This is a genomic window from Pseudomonas sp. PGPR40, assembly GCF_022014505.1.
Lineage (GTDB): Bacteria > Pseudomonadota > Gammaproteobacteria > Pseudomonadales > Pseudomonadaceae > Aquipseudomonas.
Map to the genome: position 1 here is coordinate 61,541 of NZ_JAKLSP010000014.1, position 22,389 is coordinate 83,929.

The 22,389-nt window shown below is 58.0% G+C and carries 23 protein-coding genes; 8 read left to right on the top strand and 15 right to left on the bottom strand.

What is annotated here, in order from left to right; genetic code table 11:
• Window positions 1-5: 5 nt before the first annotated feature.
• From MEB48_RS13860 to cysZ, 4 genes are all read right to left on the bottom strand, one after another.
• On the bottom strand, window positions 6-1,382 hold the full coding sequence (locus MEB48_RS13860; RefSeq protein WP_237884754.1) for a class II fumarate hydratase: 1,377 nt from the start codon (window positions 1,380-1,382) through the stop codon (window positions 6-8).
• On the bottom strand, window positions 1,375-1,770 hold the full coding sequence (locus tag MEB48_RS13865) for a FagA protein (RefSeq protein ID WP_237884755.1): 396 nt from the start codon (window positions 1,768-1,770) through the stop codon (window positions 1,375-1,377). The genes MEB48_RS13860 and MEB48_RS13865 overlap by 8 nt, the downstream gene beginning before the upstream one ends.
• A gap of 200 nt (window positions 1,771-1,970) precedes the next feature.
• Window positions 1,971-3,170: a glycosyltransferase family 4 protein gene (locus MEB48_RS13870; protein ID WP_237884756.1), complete on the bottom strand. Its 1,200-nt coding sequence runs from the start codon at window positions 3,168-3,170 to the stop codon at window positions 1,971-1,973.
• A 40-nt stretch (window positions 3,171-3,210) separates the two neighbouring features.
• Window positions 3,211-3,966, bottom strand: a complete 756-nt coding sequence (gene cysZ / locus MEB48_RS13875; protein ID WP_237884757.1) for a sulfate transporter CysZ — start codon at window positions 3,964-3,966, stop codon at window positions 3,211-3,213.
• A gap of 314 nt (window positions 3,967-4,280) precedes the next feature.
• On the opposite strand from cysZ, the gene trxB reads away from it, so the two are divergent.
• On the top strand, window positions 4,281-5,243 hold the full coding sequence (gene trxB / locus MEB48_RS13880; RefSeq protein ID WP_095055091.1) for a thioredoxin-disulfide reductase: 963 nt from the start codon (window positions 4,281-4,283) through the stop codon (window positions 5,241-5,243).
• 174 nt (window positions 5,244-5,417) lie between these two features.
• On the opposite strand, the gene MEB48_RS13885 is transcribed toward trxB, so the two are convergent.
• The 7 genes from MEB48_RS13885 to MEB48_RS13915 form a co-directional block, all read right to left on the bottom strand.
• Window positions 5,418-6,668, bottom strand: coding sequence for a 2-aminoadipate transaminase (locus tag MEB48_RS13885; protein ID WP_237884758.1), 1,251 nt, complete (start codon window positions 6,666-6,668; stop codon window positions 5,418-5,420).
• A 257-nt stretch (window positions 6,669-6,925) separates the two neighbouring features.
• Complete coding sequence (locus tag MEB48_RS13890) at window positions 6,926-7,264, bottom strand: HopJ type III effector protein (RefSeq protein WP_237884759.1); 339 nt, start codon at window positions 7,262-7,264, stop codon at window positions 6,926-6,928.
• Window positions 7,257-7,553, bottom strand: coding sequence for a DUF1244 domain-containing protein (locus MEB48_RS13895; protein ID WP_237884760.1), 297 nt, complete (start codon window positions 7,551-7,553; stop codon window positions 7,257-7,259). Before MEB48_RS13895 ends, MEB48_RS13890 begins: the two co-directional genes overlap by 8 nt.
• A gap of 97 nt (window positions 7,554-7,650) precedes the next feature.
• Window positions 7,651-8,022: a dihydroneopterin triphosphate 2'-epimerase gene (gene folX / locus MEB48_RS13900; RefSeq protein ID WP_237884761.1), complete on the bottom strand. Its 372-nt coding sequence runs from the start codon at window positions 8,020-8,022 to the stop codon at window positions 7,651-7,653.
• A gap of 2 nt (window positions 8,023-8,024) precedes the next feature.
• Complete coding sequence (folE, locus tag MEB48_RS13905; RefSeq protein ID WP_237884762.1) at window positions 8,025-8,597, bottom strand: GTP cyclohydrolase I FolE; 573 nt, start codon at window positions 8,595-8,597, stop codon at window positions 8,025-8,027.
• A gap of 22 nt (window positions 8,598-8,619) precedes the next feature.
• The gene (gene folM / locus MEB48_RS13910) at window positions 8,620-9,330 is read right to left on the bottom strand and encodes a dihydromonapterin reductase (protein ID WP_237884763.1); all 711 of its coding nucleotides are present in this window, start codon (window positions 9,328-9,330) and stop codon (window positions 8,620-8,622) included.
• Between the two features lie 189 nt (window positions 9,331-9,519).
• Window positions 9,520-10,089, bottom strand: coding sequence for an antibiotic biosynthesis monooxygenase (locus MEB48_RS13915; protein WP_237884764.1), 570 nt, complete (start codon window positions 10,087-10,089; stop codon window positions 9,520-9,522).
• A 208-nt stretch (window positions 10,090-10,297) separates the two neighbouring features.
• On the opposite strand from MEB48_RS13915, the gene MEB48_RS13920 reads away from it, so the two are divergent.
• The gene (locus MEB48_RS13920) at window positions 10,298-11,257 is read left to right on the top strand and encodes a MerR family transcriptional regulator (RefSeq protein WP_237884765.1); all 960 of its coding nucleotides are present in this window, start codon (window positions 10,298-10,300) and stop codon (window positions 11,255-11,257) included.
• Window positions 11,258-11,260: 3 nt separating this feature from the next.
• On the opposite strand, the gene MEB48_RS13925 is transcribed toward MEB48_RS13920, so the two are convergent.
• Together MEB48_RS13925 and MEB48_RS13930 are read right to left on the bottom strand one after the other, a co-directional pair.
• Window positions 11,261-11,866: a hypothetical protein gene (locus tag MEB48_RS13925; RefSeq protein WP_237884766.1), complete on the bottom strand. Its 606-nt coding sequence runs from the start codon at window positions 11,864-11,866 to the stop codon at window positions 11,261-11,263.
• 54 nt (window positions 11,867-11,920) lie between these two features.
• Entirely contained in the window at window positions 11,921-12,397 is a 477-nt protein-coding gene (locus MEB48_RS13930; RefSeq protein ID WP_237884767.1) for a PAS domain-containing protein, read from the bottom strand.
• Window positions 12,398-12,501: 104 nt separating this feature from the next.
• Here MEB48_RS13930 and MEB48_RS13935 point away from each other — a divergent pair, with 104 nt between their 5' ends.
• From MEB48_RS13935 to MEB48_RS13950, 4 genes are all read left to right on the top strand, one after another.
• The gene (locus MEB48_RS13935; RefSeq protein ID WP_237884768.1) at window positions 12,502-12,957 is read left to right on the top strand and encodes a flavodoxin; all 456 of its coding nucleotides are present in this window, start codon (window positions 12,502-12,504) and stop codon (window positions 12,955-12,957) included.
• 211 nt (window positions 12,958-13,168) lie between these two features.
• Window positions 13,169-13,951: a class II aldolase/adducin family protein gene (locus MEB48_RS13940; RefSeq protein ID WP_237884769.1), complete on the top strand. Its 783-nt coding sequence runs from the start codon at window positions 13,169-13,171 to the stop codon at window positions 13,949-13,951.
• Complete coding sequence (locus tag MEB48_RS13945; RefSeq protein WP_237884770.1) at window positions 13,952-14,854, top strand: alpha/beta fold hydrolase; 903 nt, start codon at window positions 13,952-13,954, stop codon at window positions 14,852-14,854.
• A gap of 110 nt (window positions 14,855-14,964) precedes the next feature.
• A complete protein-coding gene (locus tag MEB48_RS13950; RefSeq protein ID WP_237884771.1) occupies window positions 14,965-15,876 on the top strand; it encodes an SDR family oxidoreductase in 912 nt (303 codons plus the stop codon).
• 42 nt (window positions 15,877-15,918) lie between these two features.
• Here MEB48_RS13950 and MEB48_RS13955 read toward each other — a convergent pair whose 3' ends face one another.
• Together MEB48_RS13955 and MEB48_RS13960 are read right to left on the bottom strand one after the other, a co-directional pair.
• Complete coding sequence (locus tag MEB48_RS13955) at window positions 15,919-16,176, bottom strand: immunity protein (protein ID WP_237884772.1); 258 nt, start codon at window positions 16,174-16,176, stop codon at window positions 15,919-15,921.
• On the bottom strand, window positions 16,173-18,332 hold the full coding sequence (locus tag MEB48_RS13960) for an S-type pyocin domain-containing protein (RefSeq protein ID WP_237884773.1): 2,160 nt from the start codon (window positions 18,330-18,332) through the stop codon (window positions 16,173-16,175). The genes MEB48_RS13955 and MEB48_RS13960 overlap by 4 nt, the downstream gene beginning before the upstream one ends.
• An 812-nt stretch (window positions 18,333-19,144) precedes the next feature.
• On the opposite strand from MEB48_RS13960, the gene MEB48_RS13965 reads away from it, so the two are divergent.
• Both MEB48_RS13965 and MEB48_RS13970 read left to right on the top strand, forming a co-directional pair.
• Window positions 19,145-20,938: a DUF1302 domain-containing protein gene (locus tag MEB48_RS13965; protein ID WP_237884774.1), complete on the top strand. Its 1,794-nt coding sequence runs from the start codon at window positions 19,145-19,147 to the stop codon at window positions 20,936-20,938.
• 23 nt (window positions 20,939-20,961) lie between these two features.
• Complete coding sequence (locus tag MEB48_RS13970; protein ID WP_237884775.1) at window positions 20,962-22,329, top strand: DUF1329 domain-containing protein; 1,368 nt, start codon at window positions 20,962-20,964, stop codon at window positions 22,327-22,329.
• The last annotated feature ends 60 nt before the right edge of the window (window positions 22,330-22,389 follow it).

Consider the following 22,389-nt stretch of genomic DNA (forward strand, 5'->3'; position numbering starts at 1 on the left):
AGTGCTTACACGCCGCCTGCGGTGAGCTTCTCTGGGTTGAGCAATTCTTCCAGTTGGCTGCGCGTCAGGTCGGTGTGCTCCAGGGCGACATCGATCACCGGCCGGCCCTGCTGATAAGCCTTCTTGGCGATTTCAGCGGCTTTTTGGTAACCAATGATCGGGTTGAGTGCGGTGACCAGAATCGGATTGCGCGACAGCGCTTCCTTGAGGCGGGCCTCGTTGACCTTGAAGCTGGCGATGGCCTTGTCGCCCAGCAGACGACTGACGTTGGCCAGCAATTCGATACTGCTCAGCAGGTTCTGGGCAATGATCGGCAGCATGACGTTCAGCTCGAAATTGCCCGACTGCCCGGCGACGGTGATCACCGTGTCATTGCCGATCACTTGAGCGGCGACCATCGCGGTGGCTTCCGGGATCACCGGATTGACTTTGCCGGGCATGATCGACGAGCCCGGCTGCAAGGCTTCGAGCTCGATTTCACCGAGCCCGGCCAACGGGCCGGAATTCATCCAGCGCAGGTCATTGGCGATTTTCATCAAGGACACCGCCGTGGCCTTGAGCTGCCCTGAAACGCTGACCGCCGTGTCCTGCGAGCCGATCAGCGCAAACAGGTCTTTACCCGGCGTGAACCGCACCTGAGTCAGTTGGCTGAGTTGCTGGCTGAAACGCGCCGCAAACTCCGGATGGGCATTGATTCCAGTACCTACTGCCGTGCCGCCCTGGGCCAGGGATTGCAGGCTTGGCAACAGATCCTGCAGGTGATCAATATTGGCCTTGAGTTGTTGCGCCCAACCATTGAGCACCTGACTCATGCGCACGGGCATGGCGTCCATCAAATGGGTGCGCCCGGTTTTGACGAACGGATGAACTTGCTCGGCCTTGTGTTCGATCACCTGCACCAGATGCACCAGCGCCGGCAACAACTGCTCATGCAAGCTCAATGCGGCGCTGACATGAATGGTGGTCGGAATGATGTCGTTGCTGCTTTGCCCGCAATTGACGTGATCGTTGGGGTTCACCGGCTTGCCCAGCAAACGGCTGGCCAAGGTGGCGATCACTTCGTTGGCGTTCATGTTGGAACTGGTGCCGGAACCGGTTTGGAAGATATCCACCGGGAAGTGCTGCATGAAGTCACCTTCGAGCAGGCCTTGAGCCGCGTCGACGATGGCTTTGCCCTGGGACTCGCTGATTTGTTTGAGCTCGACGTTGGCTCGGGCGGCTGCGGCCTTGGCCAGAATCAGCGCGCGGATGAACTGCACGGGCATCGGTTTGCCGCTGATCGGGAAGTTATCCACCGCGCGCTGGGTCTGTGCGCCATACAAAGCATCAATCGGGACCTGTAATTCGCCCATGCTGTCGCGTTCGATACGTGTGTTATTCATCAGGAGATCCTTGCACCAGTTCTATGAGAGGAATCGAAGGTTGCAACTCGCAGGTCGCCAGTTGCCAGGCATAGCTTTGCCAGCGCTTGAGGCGGCAGCCGCAGAGTGATTGTCGTTCGAGATCGCGCAACGGCCGCCAGGCCTGGTCGAGACACAGGCTGCGCCAGTGCCAGGGCAGCGCGATGTCGGCGGCGGTGTCGAGCAATAAGCGCAAAGAGGTTTCGGCGATGGTCCAGGGAGAAGTGGTCGTGCAACACGCCAGATATCGGCCTTCGGCCAGATAATGCTCAATCAGGCGCGGCTCGTCAGGGTCCATGGCGCAACGGATCTGGCGACTCATCCAGCGCCAGCTTTCGAGGTAAGGCTGCTCGTGCAAGGCAGAACTCATGATCCGGGCTCATTCGGTAATGAGATTTATTATTAGATGATAATGAGAATCAAGGCAAGAGCAAGAGTAAAGCGACCGTGTAGGACCGAGGCTTGCCCGCGAAGACCGCGGTACGGTCAATTTATGTCGCCTGACATACCATTACAGGTTAGCGTCGCTTGCAATATTGCGAACGACACAAACCCTGCCCGCGAAGCTTTTCAAGGCAGCAATGCTGCATCAGGCAGGGATTGCCCCTGCAAACAAGCCCCGCGCAACTGCCCCTCGAACTGCTTGATAATCGCCGCCCAACCCTGACGACTCGCATGCTGGCGCGCATTAAGGCGCACGCAGCGCAAGGTTTCGCGCTCCTCCAGCAGCCAACGTGCCGCATCGCAGAACGCCTCTTCATCCCCGGGCATGGCCAGTACGCCGTTGTAGCCATGGCGAATATGCTGGGCCGCCGCAGCCTGATCGTACGCCACCACCCCCAGTCCCGAGGCTAATGCCTCAAGCACCACGTTGCCGAAGGTTTCGGTCAGGCTTGGAAACAGAAACACATCCCCCGACGCATAGTGACTGGCCAAGGCTTCTCCGCGTTGTGCGCCGCAGAAAATCGCCTCGGGCAATTCCTTCTCCAGCATCGATCGTTGCGGACCGTCACCGACCACAATCAATTTCATTTTTCGTTGTGGATAACTCGTTTTCAGCGTGTCGAAACTGCGCTTGAGCAAGCCAAGATTCTTCTCCTGGGCCAGGCGTCCTACGTGGATGAAGGCAATATCATCCTCGGCCAGTCCCCATTGCTCGCGCAGCGGCTTCAGCCGTTTGGCCGGATGAAACAACTGGCTGTCGACGCCTCGAGAGAGCAGCGCCAGGCGCTCGAAACTGCGGCGTTCCAGTTCCAGTCGCTGGCTGGCGCTGGGCACCAGGGTCAGGGTCGAGCGATTGTGAAACCAGCGCAGGTAGTGAGTCAGCAAGCGCGTCAGCAGCCCGAGGCCGTATTGGCTGGAATACTGCTGAAAATTGGTGTGAAAGCCGCTGACCACCGAAATCCCCAAGCGCCGTGCCGCGCGCAACGCTGACAACCCCAGCGGTCCTTCGGTGGCGATGTACAACACGTCCGGGCGATGGCGTTTCCAGCGCCGCAGCAGCTTGTGCATCGACGACTGACCCCATTGCAGACCGGGATAACCCGGCAGCGGCCAGCCTCGACACAGCAGCAACTCATCGCTGCTGCCCATAAGTGGGTCGCCATCCTGACGTGGCCGCACCAACTCGACCTGATGCCCGCGCGCGCGCAAACCGTCGAACAAGCGGCCAAGGGTATTGGCCACGCCGTTGATTTCCGGTGGGAAGGTTTCGGTGATCAGGGTGATATGCAGAGTTGTCGTCATGACCTCAGTGTCGGCTGAGGCCATGTCGTCATTGTGACGGTGGGATGATGGATTTGTGACGCGATTAACGGCGTTCTGCCACCAGGTTTTCCGCGCCACGCTCACGTACCCAGAACAGCGTCGCCCCAGCCACGGCTGCCGGCATCATCAGAATATTGACCACCGGAATCAGCAACACAAGATACACGCTCCCGCCGAAACCGAGGCTCTGCCAGCGTTTCTGCCGCAGCCAGGCGAGCATTTCGTTCCAGCCGAGTTTATGGTTGTCCGCCGGGTAGTCGATGTACTGGATCGCCATCATCCACACCCCGAACAGCAGCCACAGCGGCGCGGCGATGATATTGACCACCGGGATGAACGACAGGATGAACAGCCCGATGGCCCTGGGCAGGAAGTAGCCGAGTTTGCGCATTTCCCGGGCCAAGGTGCGCGGAATCATGGCGATCAGTTCGCCCCAGCTGAAGGCGGGGAAGTCGTCGGTGCCGCGCACCACCACTTCGACTTTTTCCGCGAGGAAGCCATTGAACGGCGCGGCGATGACGTTGGCGAGCATGGTGAAGGTGAAGAACACCATCAGCACTACCAGCACGACAAAAATCGGCCAGAGGATGTAGCTGAGGAAGCTCAGCCAATCGGGCAGGGACGGCATCAGCGTATCGACCCACATGCCGAACTGATGGCCAGCCAGATAGATCAATCCGACGAACAGCACCAGGTTGATCGCCAGCGGTAACAACACGAACAAGCGCAGGCTTGGGCTCAGGACCAGCTTTAGGCCCTCGCGCAGGTATTGCGGGCCAGACAGAACGGGGGCGGGCATAGCGTGCTCCGGGCAAAGGGTAAACGCGCCGACCTTACCGGCTTTGCCTGACAGGCGAAAGCGCAGTAGCGGCATCGACATTAACTGTAACAAAGGCGTCTATAAATTCACCGCAATGGAATAGAGACCGCCTATGAGCTGGATTGTTAAACCGTATTTCCTTAATCTTCGCCCCCTCGATACGCTGCACCCATTCTTTTACAGGACTGTCGAGCCCGAGCCTTCCCCAAGTGCTTTCAACGGTCCTTTTTATTCCCGCCGGCAATCCGGCGTACCGCGCTCAGTGTTTCGGGCCCGGTCAACAGGAGCAGGTCATGTCTGAAGTTCGTCATTCGCGAGTGATTATTCTCGGTTCCGGCCCTGCCGGTTACAGCGCCGCGGTTTATGCCGCCCGTGCCAACCTCAAGCCACTGTTGATCACTGGCATGCAGGCTGGCGGTCAACTGACCACCACCACCGAAGTCGACAACTGGCCGGGTGACGTCCACGGTCTGACCGGCCCGGCGCTGATGGAGCGGATGAAAGAGCACGCCGAGCGCTTTGAAACCGAGATCGTGTTCGATCACATCAATGCCGTGGACTTCGCCGCCAAGCCATACACCCTGATTGGCGACAGTGCGACTTACACCTGCGACGCACTGATCATCGCCACTGGCGCCAGCGCTCGTTATCTGGGCCTGCCGTCGGAAGAAACGTTCATGGGCAAAGGCGTTTCGGCCTGCGCGACGTGCGACGGTTTCTTCTATCGCAACAAGCCAGTGGCCGTGGTGGGCGGCGGTAATACTGCCGTGGAAGAAGCGTTGTACCTGGCCAACATCGCCAGCACTGTGACCCTGATTCACCGTCGCGAGACGTTCCGCGCCGAGAAGATCCTGATCGACAAGCTCAATGCACGGGTTGCCGAAGGCAAGATCATCCTGAAGCTGAACTCGACCCTGGACGAAGTGTTGGGCGACAACATGGGCGTGACCGGTGCTCGCCTGAAGAACAACGACGGCAGCTTCGACGAGCTGAAAGTCGACGGCGTGTTCATCGCCATCGGCCACACCCCGAACACTTCGTTGTTCGAAGGTCAGCTGACGTTGAAAGACGGCTACCTGGTTGTGCAGGGCGGCCGTGATGGCAACGCCACGGCGACCAGCGTCGAAGGTATTTTCGCCGCCGGTGACGTAGCTGACCACGTTTACCGTCAGGCCATCACCTCGGCCGGCGCCGGTTGCATGGCGGCACTCGACACCGAGCGTTACCTCGACGGGCTGCAGAACGCTTCGTTCTGACTCCGTAGAAATGAAAAAACCGGCCTTGGCCGGTTTTTTTGTGCGTGCAGGCTTGCCCCAATGCTGTAGGAGCGAGCTTGCTCGCGAAAGTGGTCTATCAGGCGACATCAATGTTGACTGTACCGCCACCTTCGCGAGCAAGCTCGCTCCTACAGGGACTGCATGATTTTGCTCTCAGGACAGCTTCGCCAGGCACGCCTCAAGAATATCCAGCCCTTCCTCCAGCACGGCCGCCTCTGTAGTCAACGGCGCCAGCAGCCGAATGATGTGACGTGATTTGCCGCTGGGCATCAGCAGCAAGCCCGAATCGCGCGCCAGGGCCAGCAGCTGCGTCAGCTGCGCCGAAGCCGGCGTGCCGTCGGCATTGATCAGCTCGATGCCGCGCATTGCACCGACGCCGGTCAAGCGGCCCAGATACGGTGACAATTCGCGGGTTCGCCAGGATTCATAGCGGCTGACAATCGCTTCTTCCTGTTGCATGCCCCAGGCGTGCAGGTGTGCATCACTCATTTCCTCCAGGGTCGCCAACGCGGCGGCACAGGCAATGGGATTGCCCGAATAGGTGCCGCCCAGTCCGCCCTTGGGCAAGTTGTCGAGTAGCGACTTGCGCCCGACAACCGCCCCCAGCGGCATGCCGCCGGCAATGCTTTTGCCCAGCAGGATCAGGTCTGGCTCGATACCCAATCGCGAGAACGCAAACCGCTGGCCGGTACGGCCGAAGCCGGACTGGATTTCATCGGCGATCAGCAGGATGCCTTTGTCATCACAGAAGCGTCGTAGCGCCTGGGCGAACTCCACGTCCATCGCCAGGAAGCCCGCTTCGCCCTGCACCGGTTCGACGATAAAACAGGCCACGTCATCAACGTCGATCTCAACGCTGAACAGCCGCTCCATGGCTTTCAGGGCCTCGGCGCAGGTCACGTCATTGTCTTTGCTGGGGAAGGGCAGGTGGTACACCGGACCTGGCAGCACGCCGACTTTCTGTTTGTAGGGCGCGACTTTGCCGTTGAGGTTAAGGGTGGCGAGCGTGCGACCGTGGAAGGCGCCGTCAAAGGCGATGATCGCGGTACGACCGGTGGCGCCACGGACGATCTTCAAGGCGTTTTCCGCCGCTTCCGCACCGCTGTTGGTGAGCATGCCGCTAACCGGGTAATCCACCGGAATAACTGTAGTGAGGCGATCCATGAGTTCAATGTAAGGCACATGGGGCGCCGCATTGAAGGCATAGTGGGTCAGCCGGGTGGCTTGTTCGCGGATGGCCTCGACGATGCGCGGATGACAATGGCCGAGGTTCAGTACGCCGATACCACCGACAAAATCGATGTAGCGTTTGCCATCGGTGTCCCAGACCTCGGCATTTTTGCCGTGGCTGAGGGTGATGGGGTGAACGATGTTGATCGACTGACTGACGGATTCGCTGCGCATGGATGGCTGACTCTGAAGAAGGGATGCTTCTTTTATCTAAGCCGCGAGCAGAGGTGCCCGGCAAACGAAATAAAGTCGCCGGGTCAATCTTAAAAGTCGGGATATGGTTTGATCAGGATTGATGATGTAGTCAATCCTGTAGGAGCTGGCTCGCCAGCGAAGGGTCCCTTGAGCCATGCCGCCCTTCAGGACGCCTTCGCTGGCAAGCCAGCTCCTACAGAATTGGGGCAAGACGGCTCCTACAAATTGTCAGTGACTCACCGGCGAGTCAGTGGCTGCTGAGTGAACTTCACACCCGCCAGACCATGGGCAATCAACGCGCGGATATTGCCGTGGTCGCTGCCTTCAGGCGTAGCCACCACCGAGCGGTAATGCTCACCGAATGCCAACAGCGCTTCTTCATCGCTCAAGCCTTCCAGCAATGCCAGACCCAAAGTCTTGCACGAACCTTCGTTTTGCCCGGCGACGTTTTCCACACCGCCATTATTGAAAGCCTGGGGCTGATAGTCGTAACCGGCAGCGATGAACGCCAAAGTATCGGCGAACGCATGTTCACCGCTCTTGAGGCTGGCGCGCAGGGTGTTCAAATCACTCATTGGGTTTTCCTTTGGCGAACGCCGCTTGCTGGTCGGCGCTGGCTTCTTTCTGGTATTGGTTTTTCCACTCGGCGTACGGCATGCCGTAAACCACTTCGCGGGCTTCGTCGAGACTGACGTCGATCTGGCGTTCATCGGCGGCGGCCTTGTACCACTTGGAGAGGCAATTACGGCAGAAACCCGAGAGGTTCATCAGGTCGATGTTCTGCACATCCTTGCGGCTGTCCAGGTGGGCAACCAGCCGGCGAAAGGCGGCGGCTTCAAGTTCCAGGCGTTGTTGATCGTTCATGAGAGGTCTCTGCGAGACAGCTGCAAGCGGCAAGCTTCGAGCTGCAAGATGGATTACGGTGGCTCGAAGTTTACAGCTTGGCGCTTGAAGCTAGAAGCTAACGACTCGCAGCAAGGGTAATCGATACCGACTCGGCGAAGCGCAGGGCGTGAGGCTTGTCGACTTCGACTTCGGCGTATAGCACCGACTGGTTGGCCATGATCAAGTCCAGCAACTCCTGGGTCAGGCGCTCCAGCAGGGCAAAGCGATTGCCCTCCACGTGGGAGATGATCGCCTTGGTGATGGTGCGGTAATTCAACGCGTGATCGATATCGTTGTCACGCACGGCATCCTGGGCAGCGTACAGAATGGTCAGGTTGATCAGCACATCCTGCTTGTTGAGGATTTCGTCCTCGTTGATCCCGATGAAAGTTCGCAAACACAGGTCCTTGACCCTGATGCGCGCCATTCCTGGTTGAAGTTGTGGCATTGCTACTTGCTCCGTCCAATCAATTGCAGGAACTCCTGGCGGGTGTTGCTCGACTCGCGGAAAGCGCCGAGCATCACCGAGGTGTTCATGGTCGAATTCTGTTTCTCTACGCCGCGCATCATCATGCACATGTGCTGAGCCTCGATGACCACCGCGACTCCGGCGGCGTCGGTCACTTGCTGCACGGCATCGGCGATTTGCCGGGTGAGGTTTTCCTGGATTTGCAGTCGGCGGGCGAACATATCCACAAGCCGCGCAATCTTCGACAGGCCCAGCACCTTGCCCGTTGGAATATAAGCCACATGAGCCTTGCCGATGAAGGGCAGCATGTGATGTTCGCAAAGCGAGTACAGCTCGATGTTGTCGACGATCACCATTTCATCGTTGTCGGAGGCGAACAGCGCGCCGTTGACGATTTCTTCGACACTTTGCTCGTATCCATGACACAGGTATTGCATCGCCTTGGCGGCGCGAACCGGGGTGTCTTGCAGTCCTTCGCGGTCGGGGTTTTCACCGAGGCCGATCAGGATCTCGCGATAGTTCTCGGACAAGTTGTGTGGCGGGAATAACGTCATGGGACATCCTCGCGGGAGTGGCTTATTTGACGTGCCGTCCGCCATTGACGGTCAGGGTCGTGCCGGTGACATAAGGGTTGTCGAGCAAGTAGCGCAGGCTCTGGTAGATCACTTCGCTGCCGGGCTCGATGCCCAGTGCCGATTTGGCCAGAACCCTGGCGCGGTAAGCCGCGTCGTCGTCGGGATTGAACAGTAGCAGGGCTGGGGCGATACCGTTGACCTTGATGTCGGGCGCGTATTTCGCGGCAAAGGACAGGGTCAGGCTGTCGAGCCCGGCTTTGCTGGCGCAGTAGCCGATATGCTTGCTGCTGCCTCTGCGGGTCACATCATCGCTGATGTGTACGATGTCGGCGGGACTTGAACGCCGTAGCAAGTCAGCACAGTGCAGGTTGATCAGGTAAGGCGCCAGCATATGCACGCTGAACATGCGGGTGAAAGCTGCGGCTTCGGTGCCCGGGGGCTCGGCCAGCCATTCAGAAGCGTTATGGACAATCGCCCGCAAACTGTCGGTGTGGTTTTTCAGTTCGCCGATGAACGCAAGGATTCCGGCCTCGTTGGAAAAGTCCGCAAACAACGCGCTCGCCCCAAGGTCACGAAGGGTTTGCACACCCGGGCGCTCGCTGCGGTAGCTGAAAATGACCGGATAGCCGTCTTCGAGTAAACGCTGCGCACAGTGCAGACCGACACGCTGTCCAGCACCGGTGATGAGGATTGGGGCTACGGAAGAGGTCATGAACGGCTCGCTTCGCGGTGAGAGCAAAACTATACCAGCGACGGGAGTTGTTCACCTATGTCCTGCGATGGCCTTGCTTTTGTAGGAGCGAGGCTTGCCCGCGAAGAAGGCGCTTCGGTCTATCTGTCAAACCGCGTCATCGTTCTTCGCGGGCAAGTCGGATCGCCGCACCGCTCGCTCCTACAGGGGTTATTGTTTTTGCACGGTGGACGCTGTGGGCAACGGTTGTTGTGGTGCAGTGTGCAGCCACCCGGCCAGCAGACGAGTCGACAGCGGAATGAAGAAATACACCATCAATGGCGTCAGGCACAGGGTGCTGACAAATACGCGGGTCAGCAAACCCGTTTCAGCCAATAGTGGCCCCAATACAAAATTGAACAGCAGGGATACCGGAAAGAACGCCAGCCAGATCGCCACGGCCTGCTTCCAGCGTGGCGGGCGTTGATCGGTAGCGCCGAACCAGCCTTCGATGCCGCTGACTCGATGCTCCGTAGGATGGGCAAACAGATCGCTGCCGCGTCCCAGCCAGGCGATGCGCGATGCAGAATGCTCCCAAGTGTGCATTGTCTGCTCGTCGGTGAAGCGAAAGATAATCTGGAATTCGTCATCGTCGGGCGGTGGCGCGAGCACGCCAGAGCCGAGGTAACCGGGGAAGTCGGTGGCCAGTTGTTCGCCTTCGCGCAACCAGGCCATCAGGTCCTGATAACGCCCATCGGCAACGCGGCGCGCAACCATTAACGTAACGGGGGAGGTAGACATTTTGTATCTCCATATTACAAGCGCATCGCTCCGGATAGGAGCGTCGCTGGGGCACCAACGCCGGGGTAGTGGGGCTGGGTCCGAGGAACAAGCAAGGATTATTCCTGATTTTGTCTGGAACGAAAGTGCCAATTAGTTCAGCGGTATGTTGAATTTTAGCGAAGCAAGAGAGTTAGAATATGTCCAAATATATACATGGACGTTGCTGATGGCTGTGCTGACCGACATTGCGCCTGGCTTGCTCCCAAGAAATTCCCTGGTTCAAGAAGAGCTGTTTCCGATTCGTGAAGTAGCGCGCCTGACGGGGGTCAACCCGGTCACCCTACGCGCATGGGAGCGGCGGTATGGTCTGATACAGCCCACTCGCACCGAAAGCGGGCACCGTTTGTATTCGATGAACGATATCGAACGTGTTCGCAGCATCCTTGGCTGGATCGAACGCGGCGTCGCGGTCAGCAAGGTCGGCAAGATATTGGCCAAGACCGAACCGCTCAAGGTGCTAGCGCAGATCATCCCCAACGAACTCGTTCAAACTGACTACGACCAATGGCAGCAACAGGTCAAGGCAGCTGTGAGTGCTTTTGACGAAGTTCAACTGGAGCACGTCTACGGTCAGGTTTTTTCCAGTTACCCGCTGACGGTGGTGTTTCAGGACATTCTGATTCCAATCTGGAAGCTATTGCTACAACGCCATGAAGCCTTCGGGCAGACCAGCGAATGGCTTTTTCTGGATGCTTTTCTGCGTGCTCGGGTGTTGCAACGCTTGCTGCTGGTGCGTGTCATGCAACCGCGACGAGTGATTGTCTGCGCCTTGGCCGATCAATGTCGTGAGCTCGAGGTGCTGGTCACGGCGCTGTATCTGAGCAACATCGATTCGGCTATTCAGTTGTTGGCGATCGGTCAGCCCTTCGACGAGTTGATTCTGGTCTGTGAAAAAATCCAGCCCAAGGCACTGGTGCTGGTTTCCAATCAAGCGCCGGCCGCCGAACTGCCTCGACGTTTGAACCGCCTGGCCATGAGCCTGGATTGTCAGGTGTTGCTGGCCGGGGATGCATCGGACCTGGCACAGGAGAGCCTGGCCGGATCGTCAATCGGTTATTTGGGAAACGAGGGCGTGTTAATGCGTCAGCGTCTGAAGCAGTTCCTGATGGGAAATCTGGATACCTGAGATTCAGATATGCAATGCAGGATGGGTCAGGCGATGCTGCTGAAGGATGTATTGACGCAGACGTTCGGTTTCATCCGTATCGCTCTGGCTCAACTCATAGGCGTAGAAACCCTGCTCGGTTTCACGCTCAAACGTACCGCGCAACGCAATTCGCTCATAACCTGACGGGCTGAACCACAACGCGAAGTGTTTTGGCGCCTTGGTCTTGTTGCGAACTTCCAGCAAAACCCCCTTGAACGATATTTCATGCACCCACATCGTGCCGGGCTGGCCCTTGGCATTTTCCAGCGCCACGGGTTCTTCGAGCACCAGGCGCCATGGCCGAATCATCGGCCCGTCTTCATAAATACTGGGGACGCCGAGGCGCAGATGCATCGCATGGAATTCATCTTCCACCAAGTGCAGCGGGAAGGTCATTTGCTGATTTTCAAAAGTGGCCTGGATGGTGACTTGCTCATGAGCGGCCAGGCGTGTGAGCAAGTCACGAATCTGCGAACCACCGTTGACGAGCAAGCTCGACGTCGCATCCCGCACATTGAGTTGCGGGTTGTGCTGCATGTTCTGGATAAAATCCAGCTCATCCTGTGTCAGGAGTGCGTCGCGCTGCATGATTTGCTCGAAAGGAATAATTACAAAGTCATCGGTGATTGTAGTAAATGACCACTAATTCGCAGATTGGTTTGAGCCGTTCGTCGATTTGAGTGCGGCAATTTCTTCCTGCGCCTCGGCCAATTGCGCTTCCAGCTGCGCGACTCGCTGCTGCGCCTTGACCTGAACCGTGACGTCTTTCTGCACCCCGACAAAATAGGTCTGTCCGTTGTGCGGGTTGTTTACCGTGGAAAGCGACAGTTCGTTCCAGAACGGCGTGCCGTCCTTACGGTAATTCCTGAGGATTTCCCGGCAGGAACCCCCATTGCCCAACGCTTGGCGAATCAATGCAAGGGCTGCCTGATCCCGATCTCCTGCCTGCAAAAAACGGCAATCCTGATAGAGGATTTCTTCGCTGGTATAACCCGTCAGGCGCTCGAATGCCGGGTTTACGTAAATCAGGATGTTGTCCTGCTTGCCTTCCTTTTCGGCAATCACAATGCCGTCGTTGGAGGCGTCGATCACCATTTGCAGCAGTGAGGCATTGATCATCGCAGAGTCCTTTGCGTATGGATTGATACGCTGCATTCTAAAAGATCAATGAGGGCCGTGCTGTTAATATCTCGACCCTTTTACTCAGCTTCAGGATCAGATTGATGAAAGTCGCCATCCTTTCCGGCTCGGTGTACGGCACGGCTGAAGAAGTCGCCCGCCACGCTGCAAGCATTTTGAACGCCGCCGGTTTTGAAACCTGGCACAACCCGCGCGCGACCCTCGCCGATGTTCAGGCGTTTGGCCCCGAAGCATTTCTGGCGGTGACCTCGACCACCGGCATGGGCGAGTTGCCGGACAATCTGCAGCCGTTGTATTTCGCAATCCGCGATCAGTTGCCAGCAGCCTGGCGTGGTTTGCCGGGTGCGGTGATCGGTTTGGGCGACTCGAGTTATGGCGACACGTTCTGCGGCGGCGGTGAGCAAATGCGTGAGTTGTTCGGCGAACTGGGCGTGCGTGAAGTCCTGCCGATGCTGCGTCTGGACGCCAGCGAAACCGTGACGCCGGAAACCGATGCCGAGCCTTGGCTGACGGAGCTCGTCAGCACACTGCGAGGCTGACTTGTGGGAGCGAGCCTGCTCGCTCCCACAAGGTTGTGCGGCTTGACTTACCGCTTTGACATGGATCCAGACTCCCCCGCGTACTGACTCGCTCGGCCATCAAGCTGGCTGCCAATGCAACTACCCGAAGTCCGGGGGCTGACTAGACTGCTGTAACGCAGTGAATAGAAAACAATAAAAACCCAGAAAAATAAAAAAGAGAATCCTTGCCGTGAGCGTAGCCCCTGTCCAATCGCCACACAGCATCAAAGACAAAGTCAGTGCCGCCGAATGGCAGACTCGCGTCGACCTGGCTGCCTGTTATCGTCTGGTCGCTCTGCAGGGTTGGGACGATCTGATCTTCACGCATATTTCCGCCAAGGTACCGGGCACTGAAGATTTCCTGATCAACCCGTTCGGGCTGATGTTCCATGAAATGACCGCGTCGAACCTGGTCAAGGTCGATCAAGCTGGCAACAAGTTGATGGACAGCCCTTACGAGATCAATCCGGCGGGTTACACCATCCACAGCGCCGTGCATGAAGTCCGTCATGACGTCGCGTGTGTCCTGCACACCCACACCGCAGCGGGGGTGGCGGTATCGGCGCAGAAGCAGGGCATCTTGCCGATCAGTCAGCAGTCCTTGTTCGTCCTGTCCAGCCTGGCCTGTCACGCCTACGAAGGCGTTGCGCTGAACCATGAAGAGAAGGCGCGACTGCAAGCCGATCTTGGCGAAAACAATTTCCTGATGCTGCACAACCACGGCCTGCTGACCTGTGGCGGCACCATCGCCGACACGTTCCTGATGATGTTCACCTTCCAGCGCGCCTGCGAGATTCAAGTGCTGGCGCAGAACGGTGGTGCGGAGCTGATCGCCATCGAACCGCAGATACTGGCGGGCGCCAAGGCGATGATCGCCGGTGTCACCAAAAGTGCTCAAGGGATGGGCGGTGCGCTGGCCTGGCCGGCGCTGCTGCGCAAACTCGATAAACAAGACCCGGGTTATAAATTCTAAATGGCACTCGCCGAGATTCCACTGTGTGTCTGGCGCAAGCGCAGTCAGACGTTCGTATTCCGCGGTCAGATCCTGCGCTATTGGGCCGCGGGGCAGGGCGAGCCGCTGTTGCTGATCCATGGTTTCCCGACCGCCAGTTGGGACTGGCATTACCTGTGGCAGCCGCTGGCGCAGCGCTATCGGGTGATTGCCTGCGACATGCTCGGCTTCGGCGATTCGGCCAAACCGGTGAACCACGACTACAGCCTGTTGGAACAGGCTGATCTGCAACAGGCCTTATTGGCGCATCTGAATGTTGAACAACCCGTTCACGTGTTGGCACACGATTATGGCGACAGCGTGGCCCAGGAACTATTGGCCCGGCACTACGAAGCGCGCGCTGATATCGCCAGTTGCGTATTCCTCAATGGCGGGCTGTTTCCCGAAACCCATCGCCCGGTGTTGATACAAAAACTCCTGCTCAGCCCCTTGGGCTGGATGATCGGGCGAGCGTTTAGCCGTGATGCGCTGGTGAAGAGTTTCAAACAGATCTTCGGTCCGCAGACCCGACCCACCGAAAGTGAACTGGATGATTTCTGGAGCCTGGTCGACAGCAATCACGGGCAACGGATCATGCACAAATTGATCAGTTATATCCCGCAGCGACGTGTCCAGCGTGAGCGTTGGGTCAGCGCCATGCAGCGTGGCGAGGTGCCGCTACGGCTCATCGATGGCGAGGTCGATCCGGTGTCTGGCGCACATATGGTGGCACGCTATAGGCAACTGATTCCCGACCCGGACACGGTCCAGCTGCCCGAGATCGGCCATTACCCGCAGATCGAAGCGCCGGCGCAGGTGCTTGAGCACTATCTGGAGTTTCGCGACCGGCTGGTTTCACTGCCGCGCAAGGTGGCGTGTTCCTGACTATCCCGCTGCCTTATTGCGCACCATTCAGCTTCCTCCGTGTTTATTGTGACCAGCCGCCTTGTGCCTGACACTGGGATTCATTGTCCCCTGGCCTGCTGGAATTCCCCATGAATGAGTCTGTGCGCTTCGAAGATAAAGTCGTGATCGTCACCGGTGCGGGCGGCGGCTTGGGCCGGGCGCACGCGCTGCTGTTCGCGAAGCAGGGCGCCAAAGTGCTGGTCAATGATCTTGGCGGTTCGGCGCAAGGTGACGGCGCCAATGCTTCGGCAGCGGACCGCGTGGTAGCGGAAATTCGCGAAGCGGGCGGCACCGCCGAGGCCAACCACGACTCCGTCACCGATGGCGACAAAATCGTGCAACACGCCCTCGATACGTTTGGCCGTGTCGATGTCGTGGTAAACAACGCCGGCATCCTGCGGGACAAGACCTTTCACAAAATGGACGACAGCGACTGGGACCTGGTTTACCGCGTCCACGTCGAGGGCGCCTATAAGGTCACCCGCGCCGCCTGGCCACACATGCGCGAGCAAAACTATGGCCGCGTGATCTTCACCGCATCGACTTCGGGCATCTACGGCAACTTCGGTCAGTCCAACTACGGCATGGCCAAACTCGGCCTCTATGGCCTGACCCGCACACTGGCCATCGAAGGCCGCAAAAACAACATCCTGGTCAACGCCATCGCCCCGACCGGCGGCACCCGCATGACCGAAGGCCTGATCCCGCCGCAAGTATTCGAACAACTTAAACCGGAACTGGTCAGCCCGCTGGTGGTGTATTTGGGCAGCGAGCATTGCCAGGAAACTTCGGGGTTATTCGAAGTGGGTGGCGGCTGGATGGGCAAGGTGCGTTGGGAGCGCAGTTTGGGCGCCGGGTTCGATCCGCGGGTGGGGTTTTCGCCGGAAGATGTGGCGGCGCATTGGGAGCAGATTTGTGATTTCGAGGGGGCGGCGCATCCGAAGGACAATATTGAGGCGTTGAAGGAAATGATGGGGAATTTGCAGAGGTATTCGGTTTAAGTGGAGTGCCACCAAGCTAAGGCTTGGTGGCCGAATTGCTTATTAAGAGTATTTGTTTTCGGTCATGAACTTGGGGGCTTTCCAGTTCGGGCCTTTGATAGCGACTGGGCCTTCACCGTTGGCCAGTACACCCTCCTCGAAAAGCCTTGCATAGGTTTTCAGCAACTCGCCACTTTCAATGACTTCATATCGATAGCGTCCAAACATTCTGTCTAGAGATGGAATAGCTGAACCGAGTGCGAAAACAGTCAGGACATCTTCTACTGTTTCATTTTTAACGATTTGCTCGACGATACTCACTGTTTGCCTCCTTTCAAGAAATTTTTGAAAAACACTTCATCTTGTCGATCTGCAGCCGCTATGGCGTCTTTTGTGTAGAGCAACGACTCATCATCATGAAGCTTGAAATCTTCCAGGGTTGCCGTGTGCGCGTTGTTCCAGATCGGCAAATCCTTGTCGGGTTTGAAATCATCGCTGAGCCCCAACGCTCGAAACCTCTCAAGCTCTCTTATCTCATGAGTGTAGTAGCGCAGATCCGTGTCAGTGAGCTGCGAATATCCGTTAAGGATTTTCTCAAGGCGTTGCACCATCATGTCATTGGCATCGGATTGATCGAGCCGTGCGATGTGTAATTTCACTGCATCAATTCCGGTTTGGGTGATGACCGCCGTGCGCCAGTCCAGATCCAGTATCGGCCCTCCCGCCTGCTCCGGATTGAAAAGACGCCCACTGTATTTGCCTTTGACGGAAGCCCCTTGATAGGGACTACTGAACACGACATACAGCGGCGCAATACCCGAATCATCCGGAAAGACGATGATGAACCTGTCCCAACCCTCCACCAGAATCGGATGAAGATCCAGCCGACCCTCGATTGGCACGATCGGAGCGCCGGAATACGCAGGATTCTGCGTGTGAGCAATCGGCAACTCAGTCGAGTTGTCACTCGGCGTGATGGCGGGTGTCCAAGTTAGGACGTCGGTTGGTGAGTCGGGGAGGACTGTCTCATAGACGTCGTTGAGCAAGTCGTAAGTGGCGTGCAACACCGGCACGCTAGAGCGAATATCGAAGTCGTTGGCCGTGATGACGAACACCTCGGCCCCTGAGTCGATTGGCCGATGACCCAGCCCCACCGGTAGATCCAGTGTCCCTTGTCGATCAGCGATCGCTCTCAGCGATTGCGCAGATTCTGAAGACAGTTCCGCGAGCGGTACGCTCATGACAAAGCGCTCGCCATTGCCCAGACGCGAAGGCGTCAACAGTGCCGCAAAGCCCATCAACACCGGGCCTGCCATCGCAGCCCCGGCCATGGTCACCCATTGCAGCGCCGAACGCAGAGCGGTCAGTATTGCGGCGGCTCCTGCGGGAGCGAGGGTGGTGGTCGAAGCGAAGGCGAATACCGGGCCAGAGACAGCTGCTGCACCGAGAGTTGGGTAGACATGATGGACTTCGGCAATCGCCTGCCTTTTCTCCTGTTCCTGTCGTTCGGCCTCCGCCCACCGCAGTTCGGCCTGTCGCTGCTGCTCGGCCAGGGCTGCGAGACGTGCCTGTTCGGCCGCGACCTGTCGGGCGGCTGCTTCGGCGGCGAGCCGCGCCTGTTCGACCGCCATCCGTTGGGCTTCAGCCAATGCCGCAAGCCGTGCCTGTTCGCGGTTGCGGATCTCCTCCTGTTCTTTTTGAAGGCGTGCTGCCTCTGCAATAGCTTCCTGACGGCGCTCTTCTGCGGCGACCCGTTCGCGCTCGGCTGCCAGTCGAGCGGCTTCAGCAAGCGCCGCAAGCCGTGCCTGCTCATTGATTCGCGCCAGTTCGGCAGCTGCTCGGTGGGCCTCCTGTTCTGCAGCGATTCGCGCTTGATCATTGGTTTGCACGGCAGCCAGCCAATTGAGCACGTTGACTTGCTGTTGATTCAGCATCTGAATGGACTGCGCCAGCAGTCTGGCCTCGTGGGCAGCTCTGTATGAGGCCGCCCATGCTTGCATTGCAATACCACCAGGCAAGACCCGTTGTCCCATGGCCGATGCTTTCTGATAGAACTCAATCAAGCTTCGGTTCAGCGGGTCTCCGCCATAAAACTGATTGGCGAGAGCTGTTTTCTGATGGAAGTCAGCGGTCTTTCTAATCAAAAGAGTGTTGCGAACGCCTAGTTCACGAATGATCGCGTCTGCAGGGGGCAGTGGATGAGTCGAACCTTCCAGTCTTGTGGCTGCCAGTTCTTGTTCGATGGTATGTGGTAGTTGACTGATGCGGGTTTGATATTCCTGCTCAATTGACTTTTTGGTGGCATCTATCGTATGTGAGTTGGCAATAACAATATGGTGGGGGCCAAAGTTATGGGGGCCAAACATACCACTATGGGGAATGACCGATGAAGTTCCTGCTGTGATCGGAATGTGTAAAGGTGCAACTGCAGTCGTGTGGACAGCTTCGGTTAACTCCCAAGTTGGGGGCTTTTGCATATTCATATCCTTTTGAATGTGCTTTTTGAATGATTGAGTAGTGGAAAGTTATTCGGTTGGCATCGATTCCCATTTTCTCAGCGAGTGATCGATATGTTTTAAGTTACAGCAAAGCTTTGGTTCATGATTCTGCTAAGGCTGTAAGTAAATTCGTATAAGTTTGAGTGGGTTTTCGGTCGGCCAAAACAATCGAGGGTAAATGCTTCTGTAAAAAAAGAAGCTTCCCATGTCGTTTTCGGACGTTTCCCTGAGGACGGATGTTCGGTTTTTCAAAGGGCATAAAAAAGGCCGCTGCAAACGCAGCGGCCAAAGTAAGACGTTGGATCAAGGAGCAACAATCAACGTCAGTGAACATGGGGCGACGAGTCGAAAGAAATACGTTTCAAATCATCTGGATTCTGTCGCCAACGGGGTGGATCTATCTCCCGTCGCTTCGTGCTTTCAGGCCGTTTGCCGTGAAAGTCCGATAAGAATAAGGGCTTGAGCGCAAAGGAAAAATAGCGATTCCAGACATGCACTGTTGCAGTCTCGGCAACAGTCTCGGGCGGCCCTATGTAGCAGCAGCCTCGCAAGCTCGACAGCTGCTACAAGCGAACGCAGCCTGCGACAGCTGCTACGCAACCCCAACTTCACCCTGTCCCATGCGCTGCACTGATAACCCTCCATCCAGCCCATCCATACCCCGCGCAAACCCCCGGCCCATGCGGCCTTTCATCCTTTGGAGGTACACCACGAATACCTCCTTGGTGCGCTTATCGCTCCCAGCGTGCGGCAGTAGGGTGGGGCCTTCTGTCACTCACTGGGGAAGACGCATGACAAAAACAACAATGCGCGCCATCTTCAAACCGCAAGCGCTGGCCGCTGCGGTAGCCTTGGGCTGTTGTGCTCAGGCACACGCTATTTCATTCAACATCGGCGAAATCGAGGGGCAGTTCGATTCCTCGCTGTCCGTCGGCGCGAGCTGGGGCATGCGTGATGCCGACAAGGCTCTGGTGGGCACGGTCAATGGCGGCACCGGCCAGGCTTCGACGGGTGATGACGGACGCCTGAACTTCAAGAAAGGCGAGACCTTCTCCAAGATTTTCAAAGGTATCCACGACCTCGAATTGAAGTACGGCGATACCGGTGTGTTCGTCCGTGGCAAGTACTGGTACGACTTCGAGTTGAAGGACGAAGACCGCGAGTTCAAACAGATCAGTGACAACGGCCGCAAGGAAGGCTCCAAGTCTTCGGGCGCGCAGATCCTCGATGCGTTCGTCTATCACAACTACTCCATTGCCGATCTGCCGGGCACCGTGCGCGCCGGCAAACAGGTGGTCAGTTGGGGTGAAAGTACCTTCATCGGCAACTCGATCAACAGCATCAACCCGGTCGACGTTTCCGCGTTCCGGCGTCCTGGCGCGGAGATCAAGGAAGGCCTGATTCCGGTGAACATGCTGTTCGCTTCCCAGGGTCTGACCGATCAGCTGACGGTGGAAGGGTTCTATCAACTGGAGTGGGATCAGACGGTGCTCGACAACTGCGGCACCTTCTTCGGTGGTGACGTGGCGGCGGATGGTTGCAACACCGGTTACACCGTCGGCAGCCCTGCGATCGCCCCGTTGGCGCCGCTGGCGGCAGCCTTTGGCCAACCTATCCAGGTCTCTAGCGAGGGGGTGATCATTCCTCGCGGCGGCGATCGCGATGCCCGGGATTCGGGGCAGTGGGGCACGGCCCTGCGCTGGCTCGGTGACGACACCGAATACGGCCTCTATTTCATGAACTATCACAGTCGCACGCCGACCGTCGGCACCACCACCGCCGGGCTGTCAACACTGGCCAGTCTGCCGGGCATGGTCACTACCGCCAACCGTCTGGCCCCGGGTAGCGGTTCGGGCCTGGCCCGAAGCGTGATGCTCGGGCGCGGCCAGTACTACCTCGAATACCCGGAAGACATTCGTCTGTATGGCGCGAGCTTCTCCACCACGTTGCCCACCGGTACTGCCTGGACCGGCGAAATCAGCTACCGGCCCAACGCTCCGGTGCAGCTCAACACCACTGACCTGACCCTGGCGTTGCTCAACCCGATCGCCGGCGGCGCGGCATCGCCGATCGCGACCACGGCAGGTGCCGACAACACCGGTTATCGCCGCAAGGAAATCACTCAGGTCCAAAGCACCCTGACGCACTTCTTCGATCAAGTGCTGGGCGCCCAACGCCTGACTCTGGTCGGTGAAGCAGCGGTGGTACGGGTCGGTGGTCTGGAGTCGAAAAGCGAGCTGCGTTACGGCCGCGATTCGGTCTATGGCCAGTACGGTTTCGGTGGCGATACCGACGGCTTTGTCACTTCCACCTCCTGGGGCTACCGCGCCCGGGCGATCCTCGATTACGCCAACGTGATCGGCGGGATCAACCTCAAACCCAACCTGTCCTGGTCCCATGACGTCGCCGGTTACGGCCCCAACGGGCTGTTCAACGAAGGCGCCAAGGCGGTCAGCGTCGGTGTCGATGCCGATTACCGCAACACCTATACCGCGAGCCTCAGTTACACCGACTTCTTCGGCGGTGACTACAACGTCCTCGAAGACCGCGACTTCCTGGCGCTGAGCTTCGGCGTGAACTTCTGATCTGGCTGAGAAGGATGATGTTAATGCGCAAGATGATTCTGCAATGCGGCGCCCTGGCCCTGAGTCTGCTGGCCACCAACGTGATGGCGGCGGTCTCGCCGGAAGAAGCCAACAAGCTCGGCGCCACACTCACGCCGCTGGGCGCCGAGAAGGCCGGCAACGCCGATGGCTCGATCCCGGCCTGGACCGGTGGCATCCCGAAAAACGCCGGCGCAGTCGACAGCAAAGGCTTTCTGGCCGACCCGTTCGTCAGTGAAAAACCGCTGTTCACCATCACCGCCGCGACCGTCGACAAGTACAAGGACAAGCTTTCGGATGGCCAGGTGGCGATGTTCAAACGCTACCCGGAAACCTACAAGATCCCGGTCTATTCGAGCCATCGTACCGTAGGCCTGCCGGCGGAAATCTACGAGTCGGCCAAGCGCAGCGCGCTGAATGTGAACAGCATCAACGACGGTAACGGCCTGGCCAATTTCACCGGCAACCGCTACTACGCGTTCCCGATTCCGAAGAACGGCGTCGAAGTGCTGTGGAACCACATTACCCGTTACCACGGCGGTAATCTGCGACGCATCATCACTCAGGTGACCCCGCAAACGAACGGCAGTTACACGCCGATCCGCTTCGAGGAAGAGATCGCTGTACCGCAATTGATGAAGGACCTGGATCCGGAAAAAGGCGCCAACGTGCTGACCTTCTTCAAACAGTCGGTGACCGCGCCGGCGCGGCTGGCGGGTAACGTGCTGCTGGTGCATGAAACCCTCGATCAGGTGAAAGAGCCGCGTCTGGCGTGGATCTACAACGCCGGTCAACGTCGTGTGCGTCGCGCGCCGCAAGTGGCCTACGACGGGCCGGGCACCGCCGCCGATGGTCTGCGTACATCGGATAACTTCGACATGTTCTCCGGCGCGCCGGATCGCTACGACTGGAAACTGATCGGCAAAAAGGAAATGTACATCCCCTACAACAGCTACAAACTCGACTCGCCGAGCCTCAAGTACGATGACGTGGTGAAGGCTGGGCACATCAACCAGGACCTGACCCGCTACGAATTGCACCGGGTCTGGGAAGTGGTCGGTACGGTCAAGCCGAGCGAGCGGCACATCTACGCCAAGCGCCACATGTACCTCGACGAAGACAGCTGGCAAGTGGCGCTGGTGGATCACTACGACGGTCGCGGTCAACTCTGGCGGGTGGCCGAAGGTCACGCTCAGTATTACTACGATCACCAGACTCCGGCCTACACCCTAGAGGCGCTCTACGACATCATTGCTGGCCGATACATTGCCTTGGGAATGAAGAACGAAGAGAAGCACAGTTTCGAGTTTGGCTTCGACGCCAAGTCCGCGGACTACACCCCGTCGGCCCTGCGCGCCGAGGGCGTTCGGTAAGGGATATCTCCATCTCTGTAGGAGCGAAGCTTGCTCGCGAAGAACGATAACGCGGTGTGC

What these genes read in the sequence shown, in the direction of transcription:
- MEB48_RS13860 (WP_237884754.1), bottom strand. Translation starts at nt 1,382, where the DNA reads ATGAATAACACACGTATCGAACGCGACAGCATGGGCGAATTACAGGTC.
- MEB48_RS13865 (WP_237884755.1), bottom strand. Translation starts at nt 1,770, where the DNA reads ATGAGTTCTGCCTTGCACGAGCAGCCTTACCTCGAAAGCTGGCGCTGG.
- MEB48_RS13870 (WP_237884756.1), bottom strand. Translation starts at nt 3,170, where the DNA reads ATGGCCTCAGCCGACACTGAGGTCATGACGACAACTCTGCATATCACC.
- cysZ (WP_237884757.1), bottom strand. Translation starts at nt 3,966, where the DNA reads ATGCCCGCCCCCGTTCTGTCTGGCCCGCAATACCTGCGCGAGGGCCTA.
- trxB (WP_095055091.1), top strand. Translation starts at nt 4,281, where the DNA reads ATGTCTGAAGTTCGTCATTCGCGAGTGATTATTCTCGGTTCCGGCCCT.
- MEB48_RS13885 (WP_237884758.1), bottom strand. Translation starts at nt 6,668, where the DNA reads ATGCGCAGCGAATCCGTCAGTCAGTCGATCAACATCGTTCACCCCATC.
- MEB48_RS13890 (WP_237884759.1), bottom strand. Translation starts at nt 7,264, where the DNA reads ATGAGTGATTTGAACACCCTGCGCGCCAGCCTCAAGAGCGGTGAACAT.
- MEB48_RS13895 (WP_237884760.1), bottom strand. Translation starts at nt 7,553, where the DNA reads ATGAACGATCAACAACGCCTGGAACTTGAAGCCGCCGCCTTTCGCCGG.
- folX (WP_237884761.1), bottom strand. Translation starts at nt 8,022, where the DNA reads ATGCCACAACTTCAACCAGGAATGGCGCGCATCAGGGTCAAGGACCTG.
- folE (WP_237884762.1), bottom strand. Translation starts at nt 8,597, where the DNA reads ATGACGTTATTCCCGCCACACAACTTGTCCGAGAACTATCGCGAGATC.
- folM (WP_237884763.1), bottom strand. Translation starts at nt 9,330, where the DNA reads ATGACCTCTTCCGTAGCCCCAATCCTCATCACCGGTGCTGGACAGCGT.
- MEB48_RS13915 (WP_237884764.1), bottom strand. Translation starts at nt 10,089, where the DNA reads ATGTCTACCTCCCCCGTTACGTTAATGGTTGCGCGCCGCGTTGCCGAT.
- MEB48_RS13920 (WP_237884765.1), top strand. Translation starts at nt 10,298, where the DNA reads ATGGCTGTGCTGACCGACATTGCGCCTGGCTTGCTCCCAAGAAATTCC.
- MEB48_RS13925 (WP_237884766.1), bottom strand. Translation starts at nt 11,866, where the DNA reads ATGCAGCGCGACGCACTCCTGACACAGGATGAGCTGGATTTTATCCAG.
- MEB48_RS13930 (WP_237884767.1), bottom strand. Translation starts at nt 12,397, where the DNA reads ATGATCAATGCCTCACTGCTGCAAATGGTGATCGACGCCTCCAACGAC.
- MEB48_RS13935 (WP_237884768.1), top strand. Translation starts at nt 12,502, where the DNA reads ATGAAAGTCGCCATCCTTTCCGGCTCGGTGTACGGCACGGCTGAAGAA.
- MEB48_RS13945 (WP_237884770.1), top strand. Translation starts at nt 13,952, where the DNA reads ATGGCACTCGCCGAGATTCCACTGTGTGTCTGGCGCAAGCGCAGTCAG.
- MEB48_RS13950 (WP_237884771.1), top strand. Translation starts at nt 14,965, where the DNA reads ATGAATGAGTCTGTGCGCTTCGAAGATAAAGTCGTGATCGTCACCGGT.
- MEB48_RS13960 (WP_237884773.1), bottom strand. Translation starts at nt 18,332, where the DNA reads ATGCAAAAGCCCCCAACTTGGGAGTTAACCGAAGCTGTCCACACGACT.
- MEB48_RS13965 (WP_237884774.1), top strand. Translation starts at nt 19,145, where the DNA reads ATGACAAAAACAACAATGCGCGCCATCTTCAAACCGCAAGCGCTGGCC.
- MEB48_RS13970 (WP_237884775.1), top strand. Translation starts at nt 20,962, where the DNA reads ATGCGCAAGATGATTCTGCAATGCGGCGCCCTGGCCCTGAGTCTGCTG.